The organism is Olleya sp. KJ81-1 (assembly GCF_055808135.1).
Window position 1 is genome coordinate 614,702 of record NZ_CM147854.1, and the last position, 20,314, is coordinate 635,015.

Sequence of the window (20,314 nt, forward strand, 5' to 3'; positions counted from 1 at the left end):
CTCTCGCAACTCGCTCTCTGCGAGGAGCTCAAACAAATTGCTCCATCCTTAACCCATTTATTTATAAAGGTTATATTTCCGACAAAAATAGAGTATTTTTGCAAGGTAATAGACGAAAAGAATGGAAGAAAATTTCAATATGGTTGCCAAAACTTTATTTGGCTTTGAAGAGTTACTATCAAAAGAGCTTAGACAACTTGGCGCACAGAACATTAAAATAGGTGTGCGTAATGTTAGTTTTTCTGGTGACAAAGGGTTTATGTATAAAGCAAATTTAGCTTTACGTACAGCCACTAAAATATTAAAACCAATACATAGCTTTAGGATAAAAACTGAGCAAGATTTATACGATCAAGTTTACAAAATGGACTGGACGCCTTATTTAAAGCCTACAGGTACTTTAGCAGTAGATGCAACAATAAACTCGACCGTTTTTACACACTCGTTATATATTGCTCAAAAAACTAAAGATGCTATTGTAGATAGGTTTAGAGACGATACAGGTGAGCGTCCAAGTGTAGATCTAAAATTTCCGGATGTCAAAATTAATGTTCATATAGATAGAGAACAATGTAATATCTCGTTAGATTCTTCTGGAGATTCCCTACACAAACGTGGTTACAAATTAGCAACTAACATTGCACCAATTAACGAAGTTTTAGCAGCAGGAATTATTATGTTGTCAGGTTGGGATGGACAATCAGATTTAATAGATCCTATGTGTGGTAGTGGTACCATTTTAGCCGAAGCAGCGATGATTGCATGTAACATACCACCAAATTTAATGCGAAAAGAGTTTGCTTTTGAGCGTTGGAACGATTGGGATGTTGATTTATTTGAAAAAATAGAGGAATCGTTAATTAAAAAAACTAGAGATTTTCATCATAAAATAATTGGTTACGATAAGTCTCCAAGTGCAGTAGCTAAAGCTAAAGAAAACATTGCAAATGCACATTTAGAAGATTTTATAACCATACAACACGAGGACTTTTTTAAGACCCAAAGGGGAGGAGAGGCTAAACTGCATATGGTATTTAATCCGCCTTATGGAGAACGTTTAGATATAGAAATGGAAAGTTTTTATAAAAATATTGGAGATACTTTAAAACAAAATTATCCTAATACCAATGCTTGGTTTATTACTTCAAATTTAGACGCCTTAAAACATGTTGGATTACGACCGTCTAGAAAAATTCATTTAATGAATGCAATGCTAGACTCGCGATTAGTTAAATACGAAATTTACGCAGGTAGTAAAAAAGGAAAGTACATGGATAAAGACTAATGGCAAATGAAATAACTAAAAATATCACATCGCTATTTAAGTTAGCAAGTATTATTAGCATCCCTTACTTTGGACTGATTTTATTAGGTTTTTTTGTAATACCTGAAAGTCTTATTTATGTAAAAGAAGTTATTGGGTTTGGGTTTTTGACGCTTATTGTTTTTAGTATTACAGTTATATTTAGTGGTAATAAAATTAGACAATTTTTAAGTCTAATCTTTTTAACGCTATTGGCGCTTTTAGTATTTGTAAAGCTTAGTTTTTATCACAATTATGGTGTAAAAATCAGTGCTTCTGCACTTTTTGTAATTTTTGAAACAGACACGACTGAAAGTTCTGATTTTTTATCAAATTATTTTGATGGATTTGTATTTGGTCTAGCCATTCTATTTTTAATAATTGTACCTATATTGGCTAAATTGTTATTAAATAAAACTATTATTTCTGGAAGATTTAGATATATAAGTGTTTTAGCTATTAGTACTGTTGTCGCTTCTAGTTATGCTATAGACAAGCGTTTTGATGCTGAAAACATTGTCGTAACAAGTATTGCAAGTTATTCTGAGTTTATTAGTTTACGTAAAGATTTAAAAACAGATTTAGCTAAGCCTGTTTCTAACTATGTTAATGTGACCAAAATTGACACAACAGCACAAACACATGTTGTAATTATTGGAGAGGCGACTTCAAATTGGCATATGCAATTGTATGGTTATAACCGACCAACCAACCCTAAATTATCTAAAATTAGAGACCAGCTAATTGTTTTTGATAGTGTTATTTCTCCTCATGTACACACAGTAATGTCTTTGGATAAGATATTGACACTTTCTGATATGCAAGCACCTAATAAAAAAAATAATACATCTATTGTGCAATTGGCAAATGCTGCAGGATATGACACCTATTGGATTTCTAATCAAAGACCAGTAGGTTTGCATGAGCGTATCTCGTCAATTATTGCTAATGCAGCCAATGAAAAATATTTTGTTGCTACGGATAATTCTGATGACATTATTTATGATGAAGCGCTTTTGCCAATATTAGATAAAGTATTAAAAAAGCCTAATAAGCAAAAAATAATATTCCTGCATCTAATTGGTACGCATGGTCGTTATTCTAGTCGTTTTCCTGAATCGTATAGTTACTTTAAGGATAATAGTTTAAATACAAAATTTAAGCATGACAAAGCATTTAAATTAATTAATGAATACGATAATGCGATTAGATATAATGATAATATAGTTAATTCAGTTATTGATAAAGTTAGGCAGCAAAACACAAATAGTTTTGTCCTTTACTTTTCTGATCATGGAGATGAGTTATTTGATACTATAGATTTTATTGGTCATAATGAATACCAAGCAACTAGGCCAATGTATGAAGTGCCATTTATAGCATGGTTATCTGATGAATATAAATTAGATTTTAATCCAACCAAGCAATATAATAACTTTACAAAGCGTGCTTATAATTTGGAAGATTTTATCTATAGCTTTGCTGATTTGGCTAAAATAAAATTTAATCAAATGGATAGTACTAAAAGTATTTTTAGTGACCGTTTTTTTAGAAAACCGAGATTAATCAGGGATAATGAAGATTATGATTTAAGACTGAAAACACTAGAAAATTAATTATTCTATTTCCTTTTCCTCGTCTTCGTTTTTTACAGTTTTGGATTTATTTTTTTTAAATAAAGGTATTAAATAGGATACACTGTAGCCATATCCAACACCAATACGACCAGAATCAAACGTTTTATTAAAACCTGGAACAAATAAATTTTCAAAACCAACAGGTTGATCTTGTGTTATCATACCTTTTAGTTGTGCATTTATTCCAAAATACAAGTTGTTTAAAACTTCAGCTTTAATACCTATAATCAATTCAAACCATATGGCAGACAGTCCACTGTATTCCTCTGTTTCTGTACTAGAAAATTGAGGTTGCCAATATTGATCAGTGTTATAAATGGTGTAATTATTTCTGGTTTGACTAAATGTACTTGCACCAAGTCTAAACCCTGTATAAATCATGTTGTCTAAACCATCCCAGTTGTTATGCATATTATAATCAACACCTGCTTTAAAGTAACTACCTTTAGCAGTAACGCTTAAATAATCATTAGATGTGATTTTTTCCTCAGTACCAATTTCTCCAGCTAAAAACCAATCTCTAGTAAGTCTGTAGTCCGCGTTTAGTTCAAATCCAGAATAATCATCATCTAAAGCGGTTCTAATTAATTTACTAGCGTCAGTTCCTATTCTTAAACCGTATTTTAACTTGACTGTATCTTTTTTAATAGTAAAATCTTCCTCTTGTGCTTGCAGTGAGAAACATATGCACAATAAAAGACTAATGGTTAAAGTAATAGTGTGTTGTTGTTTCATCTTCAATTGTTAAATTATCGTTTTCTGGTTGCGCAAGTATTATCCAATTTCCGTCTGTTCCACCATCTATAGCTACTATTACGTTATTAAATATGGTTTTATAACCACATGCTCTAGAGACGTAAACATCTTCAGTTTCATAAGTTATTGTAACGGTATCACTATTACCAGAGGTAACATTACCATCCGTATCTAAAACGGTATCACTAATTAAAGTATAGGTTGTGCTATTTTGGTCAGTTCTAAGCGGTAAAATTAATTCGTCTTCATCTACAACATTATAACCAGGTAATACATTGTCATTATCTAGACCAATTACATATAAATTATTTACAGTTTTTGGGTTTTCTGGCAAAGCATTATTAAAAAAGCCAATAATTAGACTAGGGGTTGTAGGTGTGGTTTCTGGACACAAATCGTCACGTTCGCAAGTCAAAAGACTTATGCAACAAATAGTAAGTAGAATTAATTTTATTTTTTTCATAAACTTAAAAAGCTATTTCTTTTCTAAAAGTACAATATTTTCAACATGATGAGTTTGCGGAAACATATCTACTGCTTGCACTTTAGTTATTACGTATTGCGCTTTCATTAAAGCCAAATCTCTTGCTTGTGTTGCACTATTACAACTTACGTAAACCACCTTTTTAGGTGCTATGTTTAATATTTGCTGTACAACATCCTTATGCATACCATCTCTTGGTGGATCTGTTATAATCACGTCAGGTTGACCATGTGTATTAATAAACTCTTGATTAAATACGTTTTTCATGTCTCCTACAAAAAACTCGCAATTTGTAATATTATTGCGTTTAGCATTTTCTTTTGCAGCACTAATAGCATCTGGAACAGCCTCTACACCAACTACTTTTTTTGCTTTTTTAGACACAAATTGTGCAATGGTACCAGTACCTGTATATAAATCGTACACTAGTTCGTCTCCATTTAAATCGGCAAATTCACGAGTTAATTTATATAATTCAAATGCTTGATTAGAATTAGTTTGGTAAAAAGATTTAGCATTAATTTTAAATGTTAAACCTTCCATTTCTTCAAAAATATGGTCTTCCCCTTTATAGCAGATTACATCTTGATCGTAAATAGTATCATTAGCTTTTTCGTTAATAATATATTGCAATGAAGTGATTTCAGGAAATGTGCTAGCTACATAATCTAATAATAGTTCACGTTTAGCTTTATCTTCTTTAAAAAACTGAATAACAACCATAATATCCTTAGTTGAGGATGTACGAATCATCATGGTACGAAGCAATCCAGTTTGATTTCTAGTATTAAAAAATTCTAAATCATTTTTAATCGAAAAATCTCTTACCGCATTTCTAATAGCATTAGAAGGATCTGCTTGTAAATGACATTTTTTAATGTCTAATATTTTGTCCCACATTCCTGGAATATGAAAACCTAAGGCATTTCTATCGCCTAAATCGTTATCTGACTGTACTTCTTCTAAAGTTAACCACCTAGAATCACTAAATGAAAACTCCATTTTGTTTCTATAAAAATACTGCTCAGCAGAACCTAAAATAGGTGTTACTTCAGGTAAATCTAAGTGACCAATCCTTGTTAAGTTATTGGTAACTTCTTTTTGTTTGTAAAACAATTGATGCTCATAACCCATGTCTTGCCACTTACAACCACCACAAACACCAAAATGTTGACATTCTGGAGTAGTACGTTTATCACTAAGTTTATGAAACACGGTAGCCTTACCTTCAAAATAAGCCTTACGTTTTTTAAATGTTTGTACATCGACAATATCTCCTGGTACTGCATTAGGTAAAAATATAACGCGTCCATCAGGTGCTTTTGCTACAGTTTTACCTTTTGCAGCTGCATCAATTACCTCGACATTGGTAAATATTTGTTTTCTTGTATTTTTTCTAGCCATGTGGCAAAAGTACTTTCTTTTTTATTAGTAAAAAACTACACACAATAATTTTAATTAGCAAGTTATATTTATTAATTTGCAACTTCTTAGGGATGATTTCTCTCCCACGCTGAATTTTCGAGCTTTCGAAAGGATAAAGGTACAGAAGGAATGGCTACTTTATAACTTTTTAAATAATAAAAAAAATGGCTGTTTTAAACCAATTAACGTCGCAAGAAGCGATGGACTTAGAAAACAAATACGGAGCACACAATTACCATCCATTACCAGTTGTATTAAGCAAAGGTGAAGGTGTATATGTTTGGGACGTAGAAGGAAAAAAATATTATGATTTTTTATCTGCATACTCTGCAGTTAATCAAGGACATTGTCATCCAAAAATAGTAGGAGCAATGGTTAAACAAGCACAAACATTGACGTTAACATCACGTGCTTTTTATAACGACATGTTAGGTAAATTTGAAAAATTTGCAACAGAAACATTTAATTACGATAAGTTATTACCAATGAATACAGGTGCCGAAGCAGTTGAGACAGCTTTAAAACTATGTAGAAAATGGGCTTATGAAGTTAAAGGAATTGACGAAAATGAAGCTGAAATTGTTGTTTGCGAAAATAACTTTCATGGTCGTACGACTACAATTATATCGTTTTCTAACGATCCTGTAGCACGTAAAAACTTTGGACCTTATACTAATGGATTTATTAAAATTGAATACGATAATCTTCAAGCTTTAGAAGATGTATTAACAAGTAACAAAAATGTTGCAGGTTTCTTGGTTGAGCCAATCCAAGGTGAAGCTGGAGTTTATGTACCAAGTGAAGGGTATTTAGCAAAAGCAAAAGCATTATGTGAAAAACATAACGTTTTATTTATAGCAGATGAAGTGCAAACAGGTATTGCTAGAACAGGACGTTTATTAGCAACTTGTGGTAACTGTACTTGCGCAGACAAACATTGTTCTGGAACACCAGAAGTAAAAGCAGATATTTTAATTTTAGGAAAAGCGTTATCTGGTGGTGCATATCCTGTAAGTGCTGTATTAGCAAATGATAATGTAATGAATGTTATCAAACCTGGTAACCATGGAAGTACATTTGGAGGTAATCCTGTTGCAGCAGCAATTGGTACTGCAGCTTTAGAGGTTATTAAAGACGAAAAATTAGCACAAAACGCTTTTGATTTAGGAGAATTATTTAGAGCTGAATTATCTAAATTTATTGAGACTTCAAACATTGTAAACTCGGTTAGAGGTAAAGGGTTGCTTAATGCTATTTTAATTAACGATACAGAAGATAGTGACACTGCATGGAACATTTGTATTGCTTTACGTGATAATGGTTTATTAGCTAAACCAACACACGGAAACATCATTAGATTTGCTCCACCTTTAGTAATGACTAAAGCGCAATTATTAGATTGTGTTAGTATTATTACAAGTACTTTAAAACAATTTGAAAAGTAATTTTAGTACTATTTGAAATAAAAAAAGACTGTCATTGACAGTCTTTTTTGTTTATTATAATATTTTAATCTATTTATTAGAGATGATTACTTTTTTACTAATAGTACTTCCATCTTTAGTTTCAATTTTAGTAACATAAACACCATCACTTAAGTTTTTGGTAGAAAAAGTAACTCTTGTTTTGGTTTCCATATCTACTTTGTTAAAAAGCTGTTTTCCAGTAATATCAAAAAGTTTAACTGATTTTAATGCAATAGCATTAGGGTTTTTAATAATTAGTTGATTTAAATTATTTTCTTGAAGAATTACAAACGAAGCTTCATCAAATGTTTGGTTAGATAATGTTTGTGCTTCTTGAAAAACAATCTCAAAACGTTCATTATAGTTTCCTTGTGGTAAGTTTACTTCAAAGTCTTGCGCTTTTAGGTTAACATAAAGATTTTGTACTTTATCATGTAAAAAAATAGGTTGTGAACTTTCAAAATTTTGAATATCAAATATTCTAAACCTAATTAATTGTTGATTATCTAGTTTAAGACCTATAGGTATAGTCAATTCAACTTCAAAGTTATCTGCTTTAGTATTGTAAGCCTCTTCATTTTGTATCCAATTGGCATCAGTATTTAACGCAGAAAACACCTTACTTTCCAAACCATAATCAAAATTAGGTGTTGCAGTTTCATGAAAGTTATGTAGTAACTGTCTAGTATAAAGATTGTTAAAATCAATATTTAATCTAAATCTTTTATAATCAGAAGGTAGTATTTGTAATCCATTACTATCGTACTGGATTTCGTATACTTGGTCTTCATTATTTGTTTGATTTTGAGCTGAGGTTCTATAAAACTCACTGTTGGTTGCAGATTCTCTGTAAAAAACACGATGACTATCAGAGGTTAAAAGTGATCCAGTAGCTGCACCTTTTACCATAAAACCTTGTCCAATTGGTATATAGCGTCTGACTTGTTTTCCTGATGTTGACGAAGTACCTGTAGTATTTAATGTTCCGTCAGAATTGTAAGCGTTAAAGGTTGGAGGTACATAAGATCCAACAGTTCCGGAAGCGGTTATGGTAAATGACCCATATCCACCTCTGTAAGCCTCTAAAATATGAGAGCTTATCGTTTGGTCTTGTTCCCAAAAATAAAGTGTACCAGAGTCTAATAAAGGCGTATTATTTGCGTCATGTATAAAAGCACGAGCATCTAAAGCAGATGGATAAGGGTTGCCAATTAAGGTTTCTTGTCCTAAAACAACAGCTGTATTAATTTCTCCTTCGTTAGGTTTACCTCTAAAATCATATTGCTGACCAGCAGCAGCAGTTGAGCCTATGGTTCCTTTCATGGAAAAACCATATCCAGCATTTACAGTTCCTGATTGACCTACAAAATCCCAGTCGCTATAGGCAGCTCCTGGATTATATTTCCAAAGCCAATAACTTTCTATATTTAAAGGACTACTTGTACCATTATAACCAGAGGTGCTGTAACCTGCTAAGTTACTGTTGGTTAAATCTACAATATCAAAAATGTTTTGATTGGGTATAAAAGGAGTGTTTCCAGTGCTATTTGTAGCAACATTTCCGACAGGAGAGGACCAATAATTATAAGCGTAATTATTTACAGTACCTTCTTGATAAACACTAAGTCTACCTAAGCCAGAATTACCAGTATTACCAGCACCTTGTATTATTTGTGCTTCATTACGTAAATATAGGTTGGAGTTTGCTTCTTTTAAATTAATATCATCCTCGACATATATTACTACGTCATTTCCAAAAATGTACGAATCGTTTCTAACCGTAAGCTGCGCAAAGGATTGTTGGCCGAATAAAGTTAGTATTAATAGGTAGAAAGTAGGTTTCATATTCTATTTTTTGACAAAGCTAAAGATTTAAGTTAAACTATTGTTATAATATAGATTAATTTAACATTGTTATTTGTTCATTATCAGGTTTTTAAAGGTTTGGTTTTTTTCTGTCTTTTTTAATAAATCAGTTAGTTTTTAGACTGTTTTTTTTATCAAGAAATAAATAAAAGTTTAAATTTGCGACATATAACTTGAATACTAAACTATGTTTAAATCGCCTAAAATATATTACTTTTTAATTGTAATTGGTGCTGTAGTAGCGATATATGCTAATGCGAACGAGGAACAAAATATTCTGGTGTTAATTGTTGGAATTATTGTTTTGATGTTTGGTCTTTTTAAAGTTCAAGCTACCATACCTAGTAAAAGGGAAAAAGAATCGTTTGTTGAAACGGAACCAAGTGACGAAAAATAATGAAATTTAAAATAGGAGATACAGTAGATGTTTTGGATGATGTTTTATCTGGAATTGTAACCTTAATAAAAGGAGATGTTATTACTATTGAAACCAATGAAGGTTTTGATTTAGATTTTAATGCATCAGAGTTAGTGAAAATTAAATCATCTACGTTGAGAGATAATATTTTTGACTCGGCTTCCATTAACGAAGTTTTATCAGAAAAAACTGAGAAAAAGCGTCACTCTACCACTAAAGTTAAAGCTAAAGAGCGTTATCAACCTACCATGGAAGTAGATTTGCATTTGCACCATTTAGTGGATAACGAAAGAGGCATGACTAGCTACGACAAACTGTCAATACAGTTAGATACTGCAAGACAACAATTAGAATTTGCGATAAGAAAACGCATCCAAAAAATTGTATTTATTCATGGTGTTGGAGAAGGTGTTTTAAAAATGGAATTAGAAACCCTATTTAGCAGATACGATAACGTAAAGTTCTATGAAGCCGATTATAAAAAGTATGGTTTAGGTGCGACAGAAGTATATATCTTACAAAACCCAAATACAAATTAAATAAATGGTGGTGTTAAGGTTCTTGTAGTTGATAAAGATGAGTCCTCTAAAGTTCCAAAAACAGTTTCTTCATATAATATTGTAGGAAACTCAACACCTTCTAAAATTAAAGTTATAGTAAATGTTTGTGTTATAGTATGACTTCTAAACGATGTTGGTGCATTATCGTTGGTGTAATCAGGATTTAAATAATCTGCAACTGTGCTACTACCTGAAACATCATTAGTTGGATTATTATCAAAAGAATTAATTTCTTCATTTCTAGTCGGTACACCATCACCATCATCATCATTATCTAAATAGTTAGGGATGCTATCTCCATTAGGTAAATCTAAATCTGTATTTGTAGCACTTAAATTTAATTCGGCTAACGTCATACCTTCAACATAATTAACCCCTTCGCTAATTGTTAAGACGTTGTCTCCATCATCATCTGCATCTAAAAAGTTAGGTAAACCGTCACCATCTGTATCATCATCATAAAGGTTTCCGTTACCATTTAAATCTTCTAATGCTGCAGGAATACCATCATTATCATCCTCTAATAATTCCATTGTAAAATAGGCACTACCACTACTAGCTGTAAACTCTTCAGTTATTTGTATCCCACTTGGAGGCACATCGTTACAAAAAAGTTGGTGGGATTGCTAGTATAACTTCTAAATTTAAACAAATTAGCAATACTAAAATCAGTAGTTTGTTCCGCTACTAAATTAAGTAACATAGCATTGTCTGGATCGGCTTCGGTTTCAATTAAATCTGCAATTGTAAAACCAGGTTCTGTAAGTTGTATGGATAAGGTTTCGTTAGGATCCGTTTTTACTTTGTAAAGTACTAAATCACCACAAGTTTGAAAGGTGTCTCCAAATTCTAACTCAGTAGTTATAATATCTCCATCATCACATGATAAAAAGCTTAAAAACAAGGTAAATAAAACAGAAATTTTACGCATTATAATTTAATTTTGAAAGACAAAAATAATAGAATTGTCAAACTTATAACGCTGCTTAAGGCAATTAATTTTATTTAAACTATTTTTGTGCCCATTAATAGCAAAATTCTCAATGAAACCAGTATATTTTGATAGTGCTGCCACAACGCAGTTAAGACCAGAAATAATAGAAAAAATGACGCAAGTCATGCAACAATGTTATGGTAATGCTTCCTCGACACATAGTTTTGGACGTTCTGCCAAAGCAATGATTGAGCAAGCTAGAAAGACGGTTGCTAAATATTTAAATGTGTCTGCATCAGAGATTGTTTTTACATCAGGAGGTACAGAAGCAGATAATTTAGCCTTATTAAGTGCTGTTAGAGATTTAGGTGTTAAAAAAATTGTTACTTCTAGGATTGAGCATCACGCAGTGTTGTATACAGTACAACAATTGGAAAAAGAATATGGTATTAGTGTTGATTATGTAGATTTAGATAATCATGGTCATGTGGATTATAATCATCTAGAAAGTTTATTACAATCATCCCATAAGACTTTAGTTAGTCTTATGCACGTTAATAACGAGGTTGGTAATATACTAGATATGGATAAAGTTAGTAAATTATGCAAAGCTAATAATGCCATGTTCCATAGTGACACTGTACAATCTGTTGGTCATTACAAGTTAGATTTACAAGAGTTAGCAATAGATTTTATGGCAGTTAGTGGACATAAGTTTCATGGACCAAAAGGTGTTGGTTTTGCATTTATAAGAAAAAACTCTGGATTAAAACCTTTAATTTTTGGAGGAGAGCAAGAACGTGGTTATCGTGCAGGTACAGAAGCTGTACACAATATTGTTGGTTTAGAAGAAGCTTTAAAATTGTCTTATGAGAATTTAGAAGAAGAAAGAGCCTATATTACTGACCTAAAAAAATACTTTATTGAAAAGTTAGTTTTAAACTTTTCTGGAGTATCATTTAACGGAAGCAGTGCGGATTTTGATAAAAGCACTTATACTGTTTTAAATGTTTGTTTACCAATAGCTCCAGAAAAAGGACCAATATTATTGTTTCAACTAGATTTAAAAGGTATTGCCTGTTCTAAAGGTAGTGCCTGTCAAAGTGGAAGTGCAAAAGGTAGTCATGTATTATCACAGATTTTATGTGATGAGGACATGCAAAAACCTTCAATAAGATTCTCTTTTAGTAAATACAATACAAAAGAAGAAATAGATTATGTTATTGAGGTGTTAAAAGAATTTATTTAAGAATAATTATATTGTATTTTTACAATTCAAAAAAATAATTGCTAAACTACTCAACATATTTACATTCTCATTCTAATGAATGGGTCACTTTTGTTCATGGAGCAGGAGGAAGCAGCTCTATATGGTATAAGCAAATACGAGATTTTAAAGCCGAATTTAATGTGCTTATTCTGGATTTACGAGGTCATGGTAATAGTAAGCCTAAGTTAAAAGATGCCTTTAATACTAAATATACTTTTGATTCTATTACTAATGATATTGTTGAAGTTATAGATTTTTTAAAAATTGAAAGCTCGCATTTTGTTGGTATATCTTTAGGGACAATATTGATTAGAAACATAGCCGAAAAGCATCCAGCTAGAGTTAAAAGTATGATTATGGGTGGTGCCATAATGAAACTTGATTTTAGATCTCAAATACTTATTAAAGTAGGTGTTATCTTTAAAAGTGTAGTGCCATATATGTACTTATATAGACTGTTTGCTTTTATTATTATGCCAAGAAAAAATCATAAAAAGTCAAGATTACTTTTTGTTAACGAAGCAAAAAAACTATACCAAAAGGAATTTGTCAGGTGGTTTAAATTAACCTCTGAGTTAAATCCATTATTACGCTTTTTTAGAGCAAAGGATATTAAAATACCTACACTTTATGTTATGGGAGCAGAGGATCATTTGTTTTTACCTTCAATAAAAAATATTGTAAGTCAACATTCGACTTCCATATTATATGTAGTAGAAAAATGTGGTCATGTGGTAAATGTCGAGCAACCTTTACTATTTAATAAAACAAGTTTAGATTTTATCAAAAATAGGGTAGAAGCTATTTAATTGTTTGCAAGCTTCATTTGTAACAAGCATCATTAATACTTCTTCTTAATTTTATCCAAATAATAAGCTATGCATATAGCGACCAGGCATAAACGTAAACGTTCCAGCAATAAGTATTGCACCTACATATAGTCCTATCATTTTAATTTTATGACGTTTAACATTTCCTTTTTTAATGGCTATATAAGCTGTTGGAACAGTGTAAATTGTTAAAAAACTAAACAGGTGTATCCATCCAAAATGGTTTAAAAATCTAGAACCAACAACAGCAGGCATAAACAAAGTTATAATAGCTGTAATTAGCATTAGTAGCATGTAGATTCTGCCTATTATTTTATGAGTGTTAGTTCCTTTTTTAAAAATAAAACTAACTGTTCCTAAAATAAAAGCAGGAAGTATAGTTGCTAAATGAAGGTACATTAAAGTAGTGTAAGACATGGTTTTTGGTTTTGTATATCTCAAATGTACTACCAATACTATTTGTAGAATAATAGTACTTACTCAATTGTAACTTTTTAAGGCTAGACTGTAATTTGTTATTTAAAACTAATACTATCAAGCATTAACAAAGCATCTGCTTTGTGTTTTTTAAAGCTATTATTTAATGCGGAGTATTTGTAATGATAATAATTTTCGTTGTTTTTAAAAAACACTTCAATGACTTGATGAGTATCAGTTTTATACTCATGGAAATAAGTAATTCCTAAATGGTTATTTGTTTCTTTTAAGGTCGAGTTATAAATATTTAAATTACGCTTATAATCTTTAATTTGCTTATCGACAAAAGCCTTAAAGGAAATGGGTTTTGTATTTAAGTTATATTGAAAAACAGACACAATGGTTTTAAAATGATTATCATTTGGTTGTATTGGAGTATAACCAACATAACCATGGTGAAACACCTCGAACCAATCTTTTGGTTTAGTAATCGTAAAGTTTTGATTAGCTTTAAATATATCAATTATGGATAGGTTTGATGCGTCAGTTGTTTGATTACTAGTTTGACCAGAAACTTCTTTGGCTAATTTAAAAACCATATCTGGACTGTATTCACCATAGTTAACTATATATCTACCGTCAGATTTAATGATTACAAAACTACCATAAGGAAATTGGTATTTAAAAAACAGGTTTTTAAAAACAGAAGCGTCGTCTTTAATCCAATTTATATTTTTTTTATTGCGGTATTTAATGTTTTTATCATCTTTATAGACCCAAAATTGATTGCAATCGATAATTGTATTAAGTTGTTTTTGATAATAAGGTTTATATATATAAGCTCTGCTTTCGCTACTTAAATCTTTATTTGGAGCATCACCAGAGTTATAATTTATAACAATATAATCTTTAAAGGAATTTTGAGTTTTTGAGATTTTATTAATATAATTTTTAACCGAGTCTAGTTGGTGTTTTTTTAATACACCATAACGCCTTGCAGGATGTGCCATTTTATAAAAAATGCTATCGCTTTCAAAATTCAATTCAAAATTTCTAATACTATTATTGTTGTAACTTAAAAGGCTGTCAAATTCAGAAGGTTCTATTTTCTGTTTAAAGTCATAAGTGTAATGTTCTACTTTTTTAATGTCTTTTTTTATTTCTTCAGCAATTTTGTAAACTGATTCTGCGGTGTGTTCTCCATGTAAAGATATATAGCTACCATCGGATCGTATTATTACAAAGCTTCCATAAGGGATTTGATAATAAAAAAACAAGTTTTTAATAACACCTAAATCATCTTTTATCCAGAGTTTTTTATTCCTAAGATTTTTTATGTTTTTTCTTTCTTTATAAATAGCAAACTGATTACAATTTAATAGTTTATTTATTTTTTTTATGTAATTATAATCTTCTACATAATGATTTGATTCAGTAGGAAACTCTCTAAAAGGTTCGTTTCCCGAAAAGTAGTTAATAACAATATAATCTTTAAACTCGTTTTTTTTATTAGTTAGATAGTTTAAATACCCTTTTAAGGAATCTAAAACTATGGGATCTAATACATCAAATTGTTTTCTAGGATGAAACATTTTAATAATAGAACTATCATTTTTTTTATTTCAACAACATTCTGATATGTGTCATATGTAGAATATATATTTTTAAACTCTTCTATTGTTACTTCCTTTTCTAAATTAAATGTATAGTAATGTGTGTTTTTATCCTGAGCTAAACTGTAACTAGAGACTAGTATTGATAAAAGTAGTAATACGGTTTTCATGGTATCTATTTTTAATTTCTTTTTAAAACGGTTTCACTCTGTTCATTTAAAATAAAAGTATCACCATTAAATTTAAATAGGCATTTACATTCTTTTTCTAAGTTAAGATTCTCATCCAAAACCGCAATGTTTTCCTCGTTATTTTGTTCGCAAAAACATTCAGGACCACTTAAATCATCTGTTTGATAATGTACAGTTATGGTTTGATTGTTATTGTCATAATCTAGTATAGTATCGTACGATCTAGAATCTGTTGTGTATTCAAAATCTACTGTAAATACATCGTTTTCAAGATGCAAAAGGGTTATGTAATTATAAAAACACATGCCACATGTTTTGACACTTCCTTGTAACAAATATTTTACCTGAGTGTTAGTGGTTAGTGTCTGTATGTTATCATAGCCATCAGGTTTAAATAGAGCGCTATCACCTTCATCTGTGTAAGTATCGTAAACTTTCTGGTATTCGGTGTTTTGTTTATAATATATAACAGATATTCTGGATTGATAAGAGCCTCCAGTTTTGGCATATAATACTAAATTATGCAGCTTATTATCGTCACTTTTTATATAATTGATTTCATTGTATAATTTGTTTGTTAAATCAAAATCTTCATTAGATTTCAAAATAAAAACAATGTTTACCAAGGTTAATATTTTATGCTGAATAGTTTCAATAGCAGCATAGGGTTGCAAGGAATCGTTTATAGCATCATCTGTGTTTTCAAATGACTTAATATCAGTTTTGGATAGTTTTAAATCTTTAAATGAATACAAATCGCCATGAGGCGAAAGGGTTTCATAAATTTTTAATTGTTCGTTTAATTGGTCAATTGTTTGTTGTGCTAATTTGTTTTGAGACATACAAAAGGAGCTACAAAGCCAAATGATTAAAACGAAGCAACCTTTCATTTTAAAAACGCATCGTGGTTCTTACATTAAAAACACGTGGTGTTAAATAGTTTGGTATAGCGTATTGACGTTTGCTATACACATCCCTTACCCAAGTATTAGTGATGGAATTTTGAACATTAAAGACATTAAAAATTTCAAATCCAAAAGACAAATCTTTAAATGGTTTTTTCCAACCACTATCAAATTGCTTGTCTTTATCTACTAACACAAACTGAAATCCAATATCTGCACGTTTGTAGTCTGGTAATCTATTTTGAAACACATAAGGATCTGCATAACTTGGCGATCCACCTGGTAATCCTGTATTATAAACTAAGTTTAAATACATTTTCATGCTAGGTATATTTGGTACATAATCCTGAAACAATGCAGCAAATTTAAGACGCTGATCTGTTGGTCTAGCAATATAACCTCTGTCGTTAATATTTTCTTCTGTTTTTAGATACCCAAAACTAAACCAACTTTCCGTACCAGGAACAAACTCGCCATTTAGTCTTAAATCTAATCCATAAGCATAGGCTTCAGCATTATTTGTAGCACGATATCTAATACGCACGTTTTCTAAGGTATATGGATTAACGTCTGTAAGTTTTTTATAATACGCCTCACTAGTTAATTTAAAGGGTCTGTCCCACATTTTAAAGCTGTAATCGTTACCTAATACTAAATGTACAGATTTTTGAGCTTTAACGTTAGGTTGTACAACTCCGTTTTGATCACGTAACTCTCTGTAAAAAGGAGGCTGATAGTACAAACCACCACTTAGTCTAAATAACATGTCTTTGTCCCAATTTGGTTTTATTGCAAATTGCGCACGAGGACTAAAAACAGATTGTGATACGTCTTGATTGGTCCCTTGGTCGTTAACAGTCCAACTATGACTTCTAACACCAGCGTTGTACCAAACATCATGTTCTCCAATGGTGGATCTTTTACTCCATTGCACATAAGCTTGTAATCTACTTATGGTTGTATTGTTTCTGGCTCTAACATTTTGGTAAGCTTCTAGTGGACCTTCATATGGAGAGTATGGTTGGTCATTAAAAGCGTCAGAACTTGGTGGATTTATTGAAAATCCTGCCGAATCGATTACTTCCCATTCTACTAATCGATCTCTAATATCTTCGTTAGTATATTTAATCGAAAATTTAAATTCGTTTTCATTTTTAGTATAGGTTCCTTTAGCTTCAACATTAGTAATTAATGCATCTAAATCGTTACGACCATGATTTAATTGGCTACCAATACCTTCTGCAAATTCTACTTCACCTAAATTTTCGTCACCAATATTACTATTAACTTCTCCTAAAGCATATTGCGCTAAAATGTCAAAATATTCTTCTTCAGTAGTATGATATGTAGAGGTTACTAAGGCTACAGATAAATCGTCATTTACATCGTAATTAGCACTTAAAGCACCAAAAAGCGTTTGGTATCTATCCTTTTCTTGACCTTGATATTGCACAATTAAGGCTTGAGGATTATCTAAGGTCCCAAAGTTAGTTTGTCTAGTTAATGGAATATAATTGTATTTATTAAGTGATGCATTACCTAAAAAGCTAACTTCTAACTTGTCTGTAAATTGGTAAGTTAAATAACTTTGTACGTCTGCAAAGGTTGGATTAAAATTAGTTTCGGTTTCTTTAGCATTTACCAATAAGCTATTATCTCTGTAACGTAATCCAACGATACTTGTAAATTTTGAATCTTTGCTAACGTTTTCTAAAGCGACACTTGCACCTAATAAACTGGCGTCAATTGCTACTGTGTTGTCTGTTGGTTTACGATAAGTAATATCTAGTACAGACGATAATTTGTCTCCATATTTAGCTTGGAATCCACCTGCCGAAAAATCTACATTTTGTACTAAATCCGAGTTAACAAAACTTAAGCCTTCTTGTTGTCCAGATCTTATTAAAAAAGGTCTGTACACTTCAATTCCGTTTACATAAATTAAGTTTTCGTCATAATTCCCACCTCTAACCGAGTATTGTGTGCTTAGCTCATTATTACTACTAACACCTGGTAATGTTTTAAGTAAATTTTCTACACCTGCTTGAGCACCAGGTATTTTTTTTAAGGTGGCTGGATCAATATTTACAATACCTTCCACATCCTTTCGTCTTTTTCCACTAATAACGACCGTTTCTATTTGCTCTACATTTTCTTTTAAAACGGGATTAAACTCTAATGTTTCACCATTTTTTAAATTGAAGGTGGCAATGATATTTTTATGCGAAACGTGAGAAAATATAATTTTCACATTTTTATTTGCAGGAATTTTAATATCGAAAAAACCATTGTCATTGGTTTGCACTCCATTGTCATCACTTTTAATATTAACAGCATCAATAGGCTGATTAAATTCGTTTAAAATGACGCCTTTTATAGTTCCTGTTTGCGCTAAACAAAATAAAGGGAATAAAAAAGTTAGTAGTCTAATGGTATAGTTAGGTTTGTCCAAGGGTAGGTGTGTTATTTTCTAAAAAGCTTGCTTCAAATGTACTGCTATTTCCTACATTATCTGTTACAATAATTTTTAAATTGTTTTTAGTGTCTGTAACGACTTTATCATTAAAATCGTATGTTAAGGTTTTCTTTTTGTAATCATATTCCATTAAAATCCACTGACCATTTAAGGTTGCTCTATAGTTGGATATACCTGTATGTTTGTCGTCAATTTTAACTTTTAAAAAACGGTATTTACTTAACCATTGACCATCTTTAAAACTAATAGGTGTTATTGTTGGGTTAACAGTATCTCTAGCTAAACAGTAAGTTCCTAAATTTTTAGTTCTAGTAAAAAGGGTATTATCTTTTCTTTGGGTAGAGGAGTAGCTTAAAAAATTATTCCATCCAACTAATCTGGCAATGTAAACTTGTTTTAAATCTTCAGGGTTGTAATTACTTACATCGTAGCTTATGGTAAAATATTTTTTAGACGCTAGGTTGTTTTCGTGTAATTTTAAAGTATCACCATTAACTCTAAAATCTATAAAAAAATCGTCATAAAAGGTCTCCCTAGGAAATTCTACTTTTATATTTTGGTTTTCTAAAACGTTTGCTTCACCTGATTTGATGTAATAAGGAGACGTAAAGTTTTTAGAAACATCATTTGGTTGTTTATCCTCACCTTTAATATTTATATCAATATTAGTTTCGTTGCCTTCAAAATCTGAGATTTTAACTTTATAAACGTTAGAAACGGTATCGTAAATAACTAAATACCCATCGTCAATCTTGTCTTTGTATAAGCTTAACGGGTTATTAGTGTCTAAAAATAATTTTTGAAGACGCTCTTTTTCATCTTTATAATGTGTGTAATCTATTAATCTATTTAGATGCTTAGTTTCGTCAAAAGAAAATTTTCTAAAATCAATTGTAAAATTTTGTGCTCCATTATAAAAGGTTTCAATTTTGTAAACACCATTTTTATTAGCAGCCAAATCTTGTTGATCTATGGTGTTAACAGCAAAGCCTATTTTTCCGTAAGCAGTTAAATCTTCTACTTTATAATCTCCATTTTTTTGAGGAATTACACGCAGTTTTTGTTTTAAATTACTACCATTAACATGTGATAAATCATTTATTGGATAAGCATACATGCTTTTTACGATAGGCTTTTTACTGTCCTTAACTTTTAATCCAAATAGTAAAGGATTAATAGGTCGTTCTTGATTATCTCTAATTTCAAAATGAAGGTGTGGTCCACCAGAACCACCTGTATTTCCAGAATAAGCAAAGACTTCGCCTTTAGTTACTATTAGATCGTTCATGTCAGGAAATAATTCTATTTCAAAACTTTCCTTTTCATATTGATGCTTTTTTACATAGGCTTCAACCTTGTCAGAAAAACGTTGTAAATGTCCATGGACAGTAACATAACCATTAGGATGTGTAATATAAATAGCTTTACCATAACCGTAATGCGAAATTTTAATTCTGCTTATATAACCACTAGCAGCAGCATAGACACTTAAACCTTCTCGTTGTTTAGTTTTAATATCTAATCCAGAATGAAAATGATTGCTTCTAAGCTCAGCAAATGTCCCTGATAAGACCAACTCTATATCCAAAGGAGACCTAAAGTAATCCTGTGGATAAATGTTTTGTGCAATAGACGATGTTGTTAAAAAAACGAGTAATAAAAGTATGTGTCGCATAAATAAATGGTTACTGCTAAAATATAAATTAGGTTTTAATTACCAAAGTAAAATCAAAGACTAAGCCATTTAATTGATAATGAGTTAA

The 20,314-nt window shown here is 30.9% G+C and carries 18 protein-coding genes; 7 read left to right on the plus strand and 11 right to left on the minus strand.

Features of this window, described 5'->3' with window-relative positions; genetic code table 11:
• The first annotated feature begins 121 nt into the window (after positions 1-121).
• Together AC0L3M_RS02885 and AC0L3M_RS02890 are read left to right on the plus strand one after the other, a co-directional pair.
• Positions 122-1,285, plus strand: coding sequence for a THUMP domain-containing class I SAM-dependent RNA methyltransferase (locus tag AC0L3M_RS02885; protein ID WP_292949006.1), 1,164 nt, complete (start codon positions 122-124; stop codon positions 1,283-1,285).
• Positions 1,285-2,919 (plus strand): sulfatase-like hydrolase/transferase, encoded by a 1,635-nt coding sequence (locus AC0L3M_RS02890; RefSeq protein WP_473431771.1) that lies wholly within the window; start codon positions 1,285-1,287, stop codon positions 2,917-2,919. The genes AC0L3M_RS02885 and AC0L3M_RS02890 overlap by 1 nt, the downstream gene beginning before the upstream one ends.
• Here AC0L3M_RS02890 and AC0L3M_RS02895 read toward each other — a convergent pair whose 3' ends face one another.
• Genes AC0L3M_RS02895 through rlmD form a run of 3 tightly spaced genes read right to left on the minus strand, consistent with a single transcriptional unit; the run spans position 2,920 to position 5,584 of the window.
• Positions 2,920-3,675, minus strand: a complete 756-nt coding sequence (locus AC0L3M_RS02895) for a DUF6048 family protein (RefSeq protein WP_473431772.1) — start codon at positions 3,673-3,675, stop codon at positions 2,920-2,922.
• Positions 3,641-4,159, minus strand: a complete 519-nt coding sequence (locus AC0L3M_RS02900; RefSeq protein ID WP_473431773.1) for a DUF6452 family protein — start codon at positions 4,157-4,159, stop codon at positions 3,641-3,643. Before AC0L3M_RS02900 ends, AC0L3M_RS02895 begins: the two co-directional genes overlap by 35 nt.
• Positions 4,160-4,171: 12 nt before the next feature.
• On the minus strand, positions 4,172-5,584 hold the full coding sequence (gene rlmD, locus AC0L3M_RS02905; RefSeq protein WP_292948994.1) for a 23S rRNA (uracil(1939)-C(5))-methyltransferase RlmD: 1,413 nt from the start codon (positions 5,582-5,584) through the stop codon (positions 4,172-4,174).
• A 185-nt stretch (positions 5,585-5,769) separates the two neighbouring features.
• Here rlmD and rocD point away from each other — a divergent pair, with 185 nt between their 5' ends.
• A complete protein-coding gene (rocD, locus tag AC0L3M_RS02910; protein ID WP_145001503.1) occupies positions 5,770-7,050 on the plus strand; it encodes an ornithine--oxo-acid transaminase in 1,281 nt (426 codons plus the stop codon).
• A 69-nt stretch (positions 7,051-7,119) separates the two neighbouring features.
• On the opposite strand, the gene AC0L3M_RS02915 is transcribed toward rocD, so the two are convergent.
• A complete protein-coding gene (locus tag AC0L3M_RS02915) occupies positions 7,120-8,916 on the minus strand; it encodes a T9SS type A sorting domain-containing protein (RefSeq protein WP_473431774.1) in 1,797 nt (598 codons plus the stop codon).
• A 208-nt stretch (positions 8,917-9,124) separates the two neighbouring features.
• On the opposite strand from AC0L3M_RS02915, the gene AC0L3M_RS02920 reads away from it, so the two are divergent.
• Together AC0L3M_RS02920 and AC0L3M_RS02925 are read left to right on the plus strand one after the other, a co-directional pair.
• Positions 9,125-9,334: a hypothetical protein gene (locus tag AC0L3M_RS02920; protein ID WP_292948986.1), complete on the plus strand. Its 210-nt coding sequence runs from the start codon at positions 9,125-9,127 to the stop codon at positions 9,332-9,334.
• Positions 9,334-9,894: a Smr/MutS family protein gene (locus tag AC0L3M_RS02925; RefSeq protein ID WP_473431775.1), complete on the plus strand. Its 561-nt coding sequence runs from the start codon at positions 9,334-9,336 to the stop codon at positions 9,892-9,894. The genes AC0L3M_RS02920 and AC0L3M_RS02925 overlap by 1 nt, the downstream gene beginning before the upstream one ends.
• Here AC0L3M_RS02925 and AC0L3M_RS02930 read toward each other — a convergent pair.
• Complete coding sequence (locus AC0L3M_RS02930) at positions 9,891-10,514, minus strand: hypothetical protein (RefSeq protein WP_473431776.1); 624 nt, start codon at positions 10,512-10,514, stop codon at positions 9,891-9,893. The two genes, AC0L3M_RS02925 and AC0L3M_RS02930, sit on opposite strands and share 4 nt — an antisense overlap.
• Entirely contained in the window at positions 10,490-10,846 is a 357-nt protein-coding gene (locus AC0L3M_RS02935; protein WP_473431777.1) for a hypothetical protein, read from the minus strand. Before AC0L3M_RS02935 ends, AC0L3M_RS02930 begins: the two co-directional genes overlap by 25 nt.
• 112 nt (positions 10,847-10,958) lie before the next feature.
• Here AC0L3M_RS02935 and AC0L3M_RS02940 point away from each other — a divergent pair, with 112 nt between their 5' ends.
• Complete coding sequence (locus AC0L3M_RS02940) at positions 10,959-12,098, plus strand: cysteine desulfurase family protein (RefSeq protein WP_473431778.1); 1,140 nt, start codon at positions 10,959-10,961, stop codon at positions 12,096-12,098.
• Between the two features lie 38 nt (positions 12,099-12,136).
• The gene (locus AC0L3M_RS02945; protein ID WP_473431779.1) at positions 12,137-12,928 is read left to right on the plus strand and encodes an alpha/beta fold hydrolase; all 792 of its coding nucleotides are present in this window, start codon (positions 12,137-12,139) and stop codon (positions 12,926-12,928) included.
• Positions 12,929-12,979: 51 nt separating this feature from the next.
• On the opposite strand, the gene AC0L3M_RS02950 is transcribed toward AC0L3M_RS02945, so the two are convergent.
• The 5 genes from AC0L3M_RS02950 to AC0L3M_RS02970 form a co-directional block, all read right to left on the minus strand.
• A complete protein-coding gene (locus AC0L3M_RS02950) occupies positions 12,980-13,366 on the minus strand; it encodes a DUF2306 domain-containing protein (protein ID WP_473431780.1) in 387 nt (128 codons plus the stop codon).
• 98 nt (positions 13,367-13,464) lie between these two features.
• Positions 13,465-14,958 carry a hypothetical protein gene (locus tag AC0L3M_RS02955; RefSeq protein ID WP_473431781.1) on the minus strand — a complete coding sequence of 498 codons (1,494 nt, stop codon included), beginning with the start codon at positions 14,956-14,958 and terminating at the stop codon, positions 13,465-13,467.
• A gap of 202 nt (positions 14,959-15,160) precedes the next feature.
• Positions 15,161-16,012, minus strand: coding sequence for a hypothetical protein (locus AC0L3M_RS02960; RefSeq protein WP_473431782.1), 852 nt, complete (start codon positions 16,010-16,012; stop codon positions 15,161-15,163).
• Positions 16,013-16,061: 49 nt separating this feature from the next.
• A complete protein-coding gene (locus tag AC0L3M_RS02965; protein WP_473431783.1) occupies positions 16,062-18,527 on the minus strand; it encodes a TonB-dependent receptor in 2,466 nt (821 codons plus the stop codon).
• Complete coding sequence (locus tag AC0L3M_RS02970; RefSeq protein ID WP_473431784.1) at positions 18,514-20,226, minus strand: M23 family metallopeptidase; 1,713 nt, start codon at positions 20,224-20,226, stop codon at positions 18,514-18,516. Before AC0L3M_RS02970 ends, AC0L3M_RS02965 begins: the two co-directional genes overlap by 14 nt.
• Between the last annotated feature and the right edge of the window lie 88 nt (positions 20,227-20,314).

Excerpts from the sequence above, each read along its gene's own strand:
- AC0L3M_RS02885 (WP_292949006.1), top strand. The coding sequence starts at position 122 with ATGGAAGAAAATTTCAATATGGTTGCCAAAACTTTATTTGGCTTTGAA.
- AC0L3M_RS02890 (WP_473431771.1), top strand. The coding sequence starts at position 1,285 with ATGGCAAATGAAATAACTAAAAATATCACATCGCTATTTAAGTTAGCA.
- AC0L3M_RS02895 (WP_473431772.1), bottom strand. The coding sequence starts at position 3,675 with ATGAAACAACAACACACTATTACTTTAACCATTAGTCTTTTATTGTGC.
- AC0L3M_RS02900 (WP_473431773.1), bottom strand. The coding sequence starts at position 4,159 with ATGAAAAAAATAAAATTAATTCTACTTACTATTTGTTGCATAAGTCTT.
- rlmD (WP_292948994.1), bottom strand. The coding sequence starts at position 5,584 with ATGGCTAGAAAAAATACAAGAAAACAAATATTTACCAATGTCGAGGTA.
- rocD (WP_145001503.1), top strand. The coding sequence starts at position 5,770 with ATGGCTGTTTTAAACCAATTAACGTCGCAAGAAGCGATGGACTTAGAA.
- AC0L3M_RS02915 (WP_473431774.1), bottom strand. The coding sequence starts at position 8,916 with ATGAAACCTACTTTCTACCTATTAATACTAACTTTATTCGGCCAACAA.
- AC0L3M_RS02920 (WP_292948986.1), top strand. The coding sequence starts at position 9,125 with ATGTTTAAATCGCCTAAAATATATTACTTTTTAATTGTAATTGGTGCT.
- AC0L3M_RS02925 (WP_473431775.1), top strand. The coding sequence starts at position 9,334 with ATGAAATTTAAAATAGGAGATACAGTAGATGTTTTGGATGATGTTTTA.
- AC0L3M_RS02935 (WP_473431777.1), bottom strand. The coding sequence starts at position 10,846 with ATGCGTAAAATTTCTGTTTTATTTACCTTGTTTTTAAGCTTTTTATCA.
- AC0L3M_RS02940 (WP_473431778.1), top strand. The coding sequence starts at position 10,959 with ATGAAACCAGTATATTTTGATAGTGCTGCCACAACGCAGTTAAGACCA.
- AC0L3M_RS02950 (WP_473431780.1), bottom strand. The coding sequence starts at position 13,366 with ATGTCTTACACTACTTTAATGTACCTTCATTTAGCAACTATACTTCCT.
- AC0L3M_RS02955 (WP_473431781.1), bottom strand. The coding sequence starts at position 14,958 with ATGTTTCATCCTAGAAAACAATTTGATGTATTAGATCCCATAGTTTTA.
- AC0L3M_RS02960 (WP_473431782.1), bottom strand. The coding sequence starts at position 16,012 with ATGTCTCAAAACAAATTAGCACAACAAACAATTGACCAATTAAACGAA.
- AC0L3M_RS02970 (WP_473431784.1), bottom strand. The coding sequence starts at position 20,226 with ATGCGACACATACTTTTATTACTCGTTTTTTTAACAACATCGTCTATT.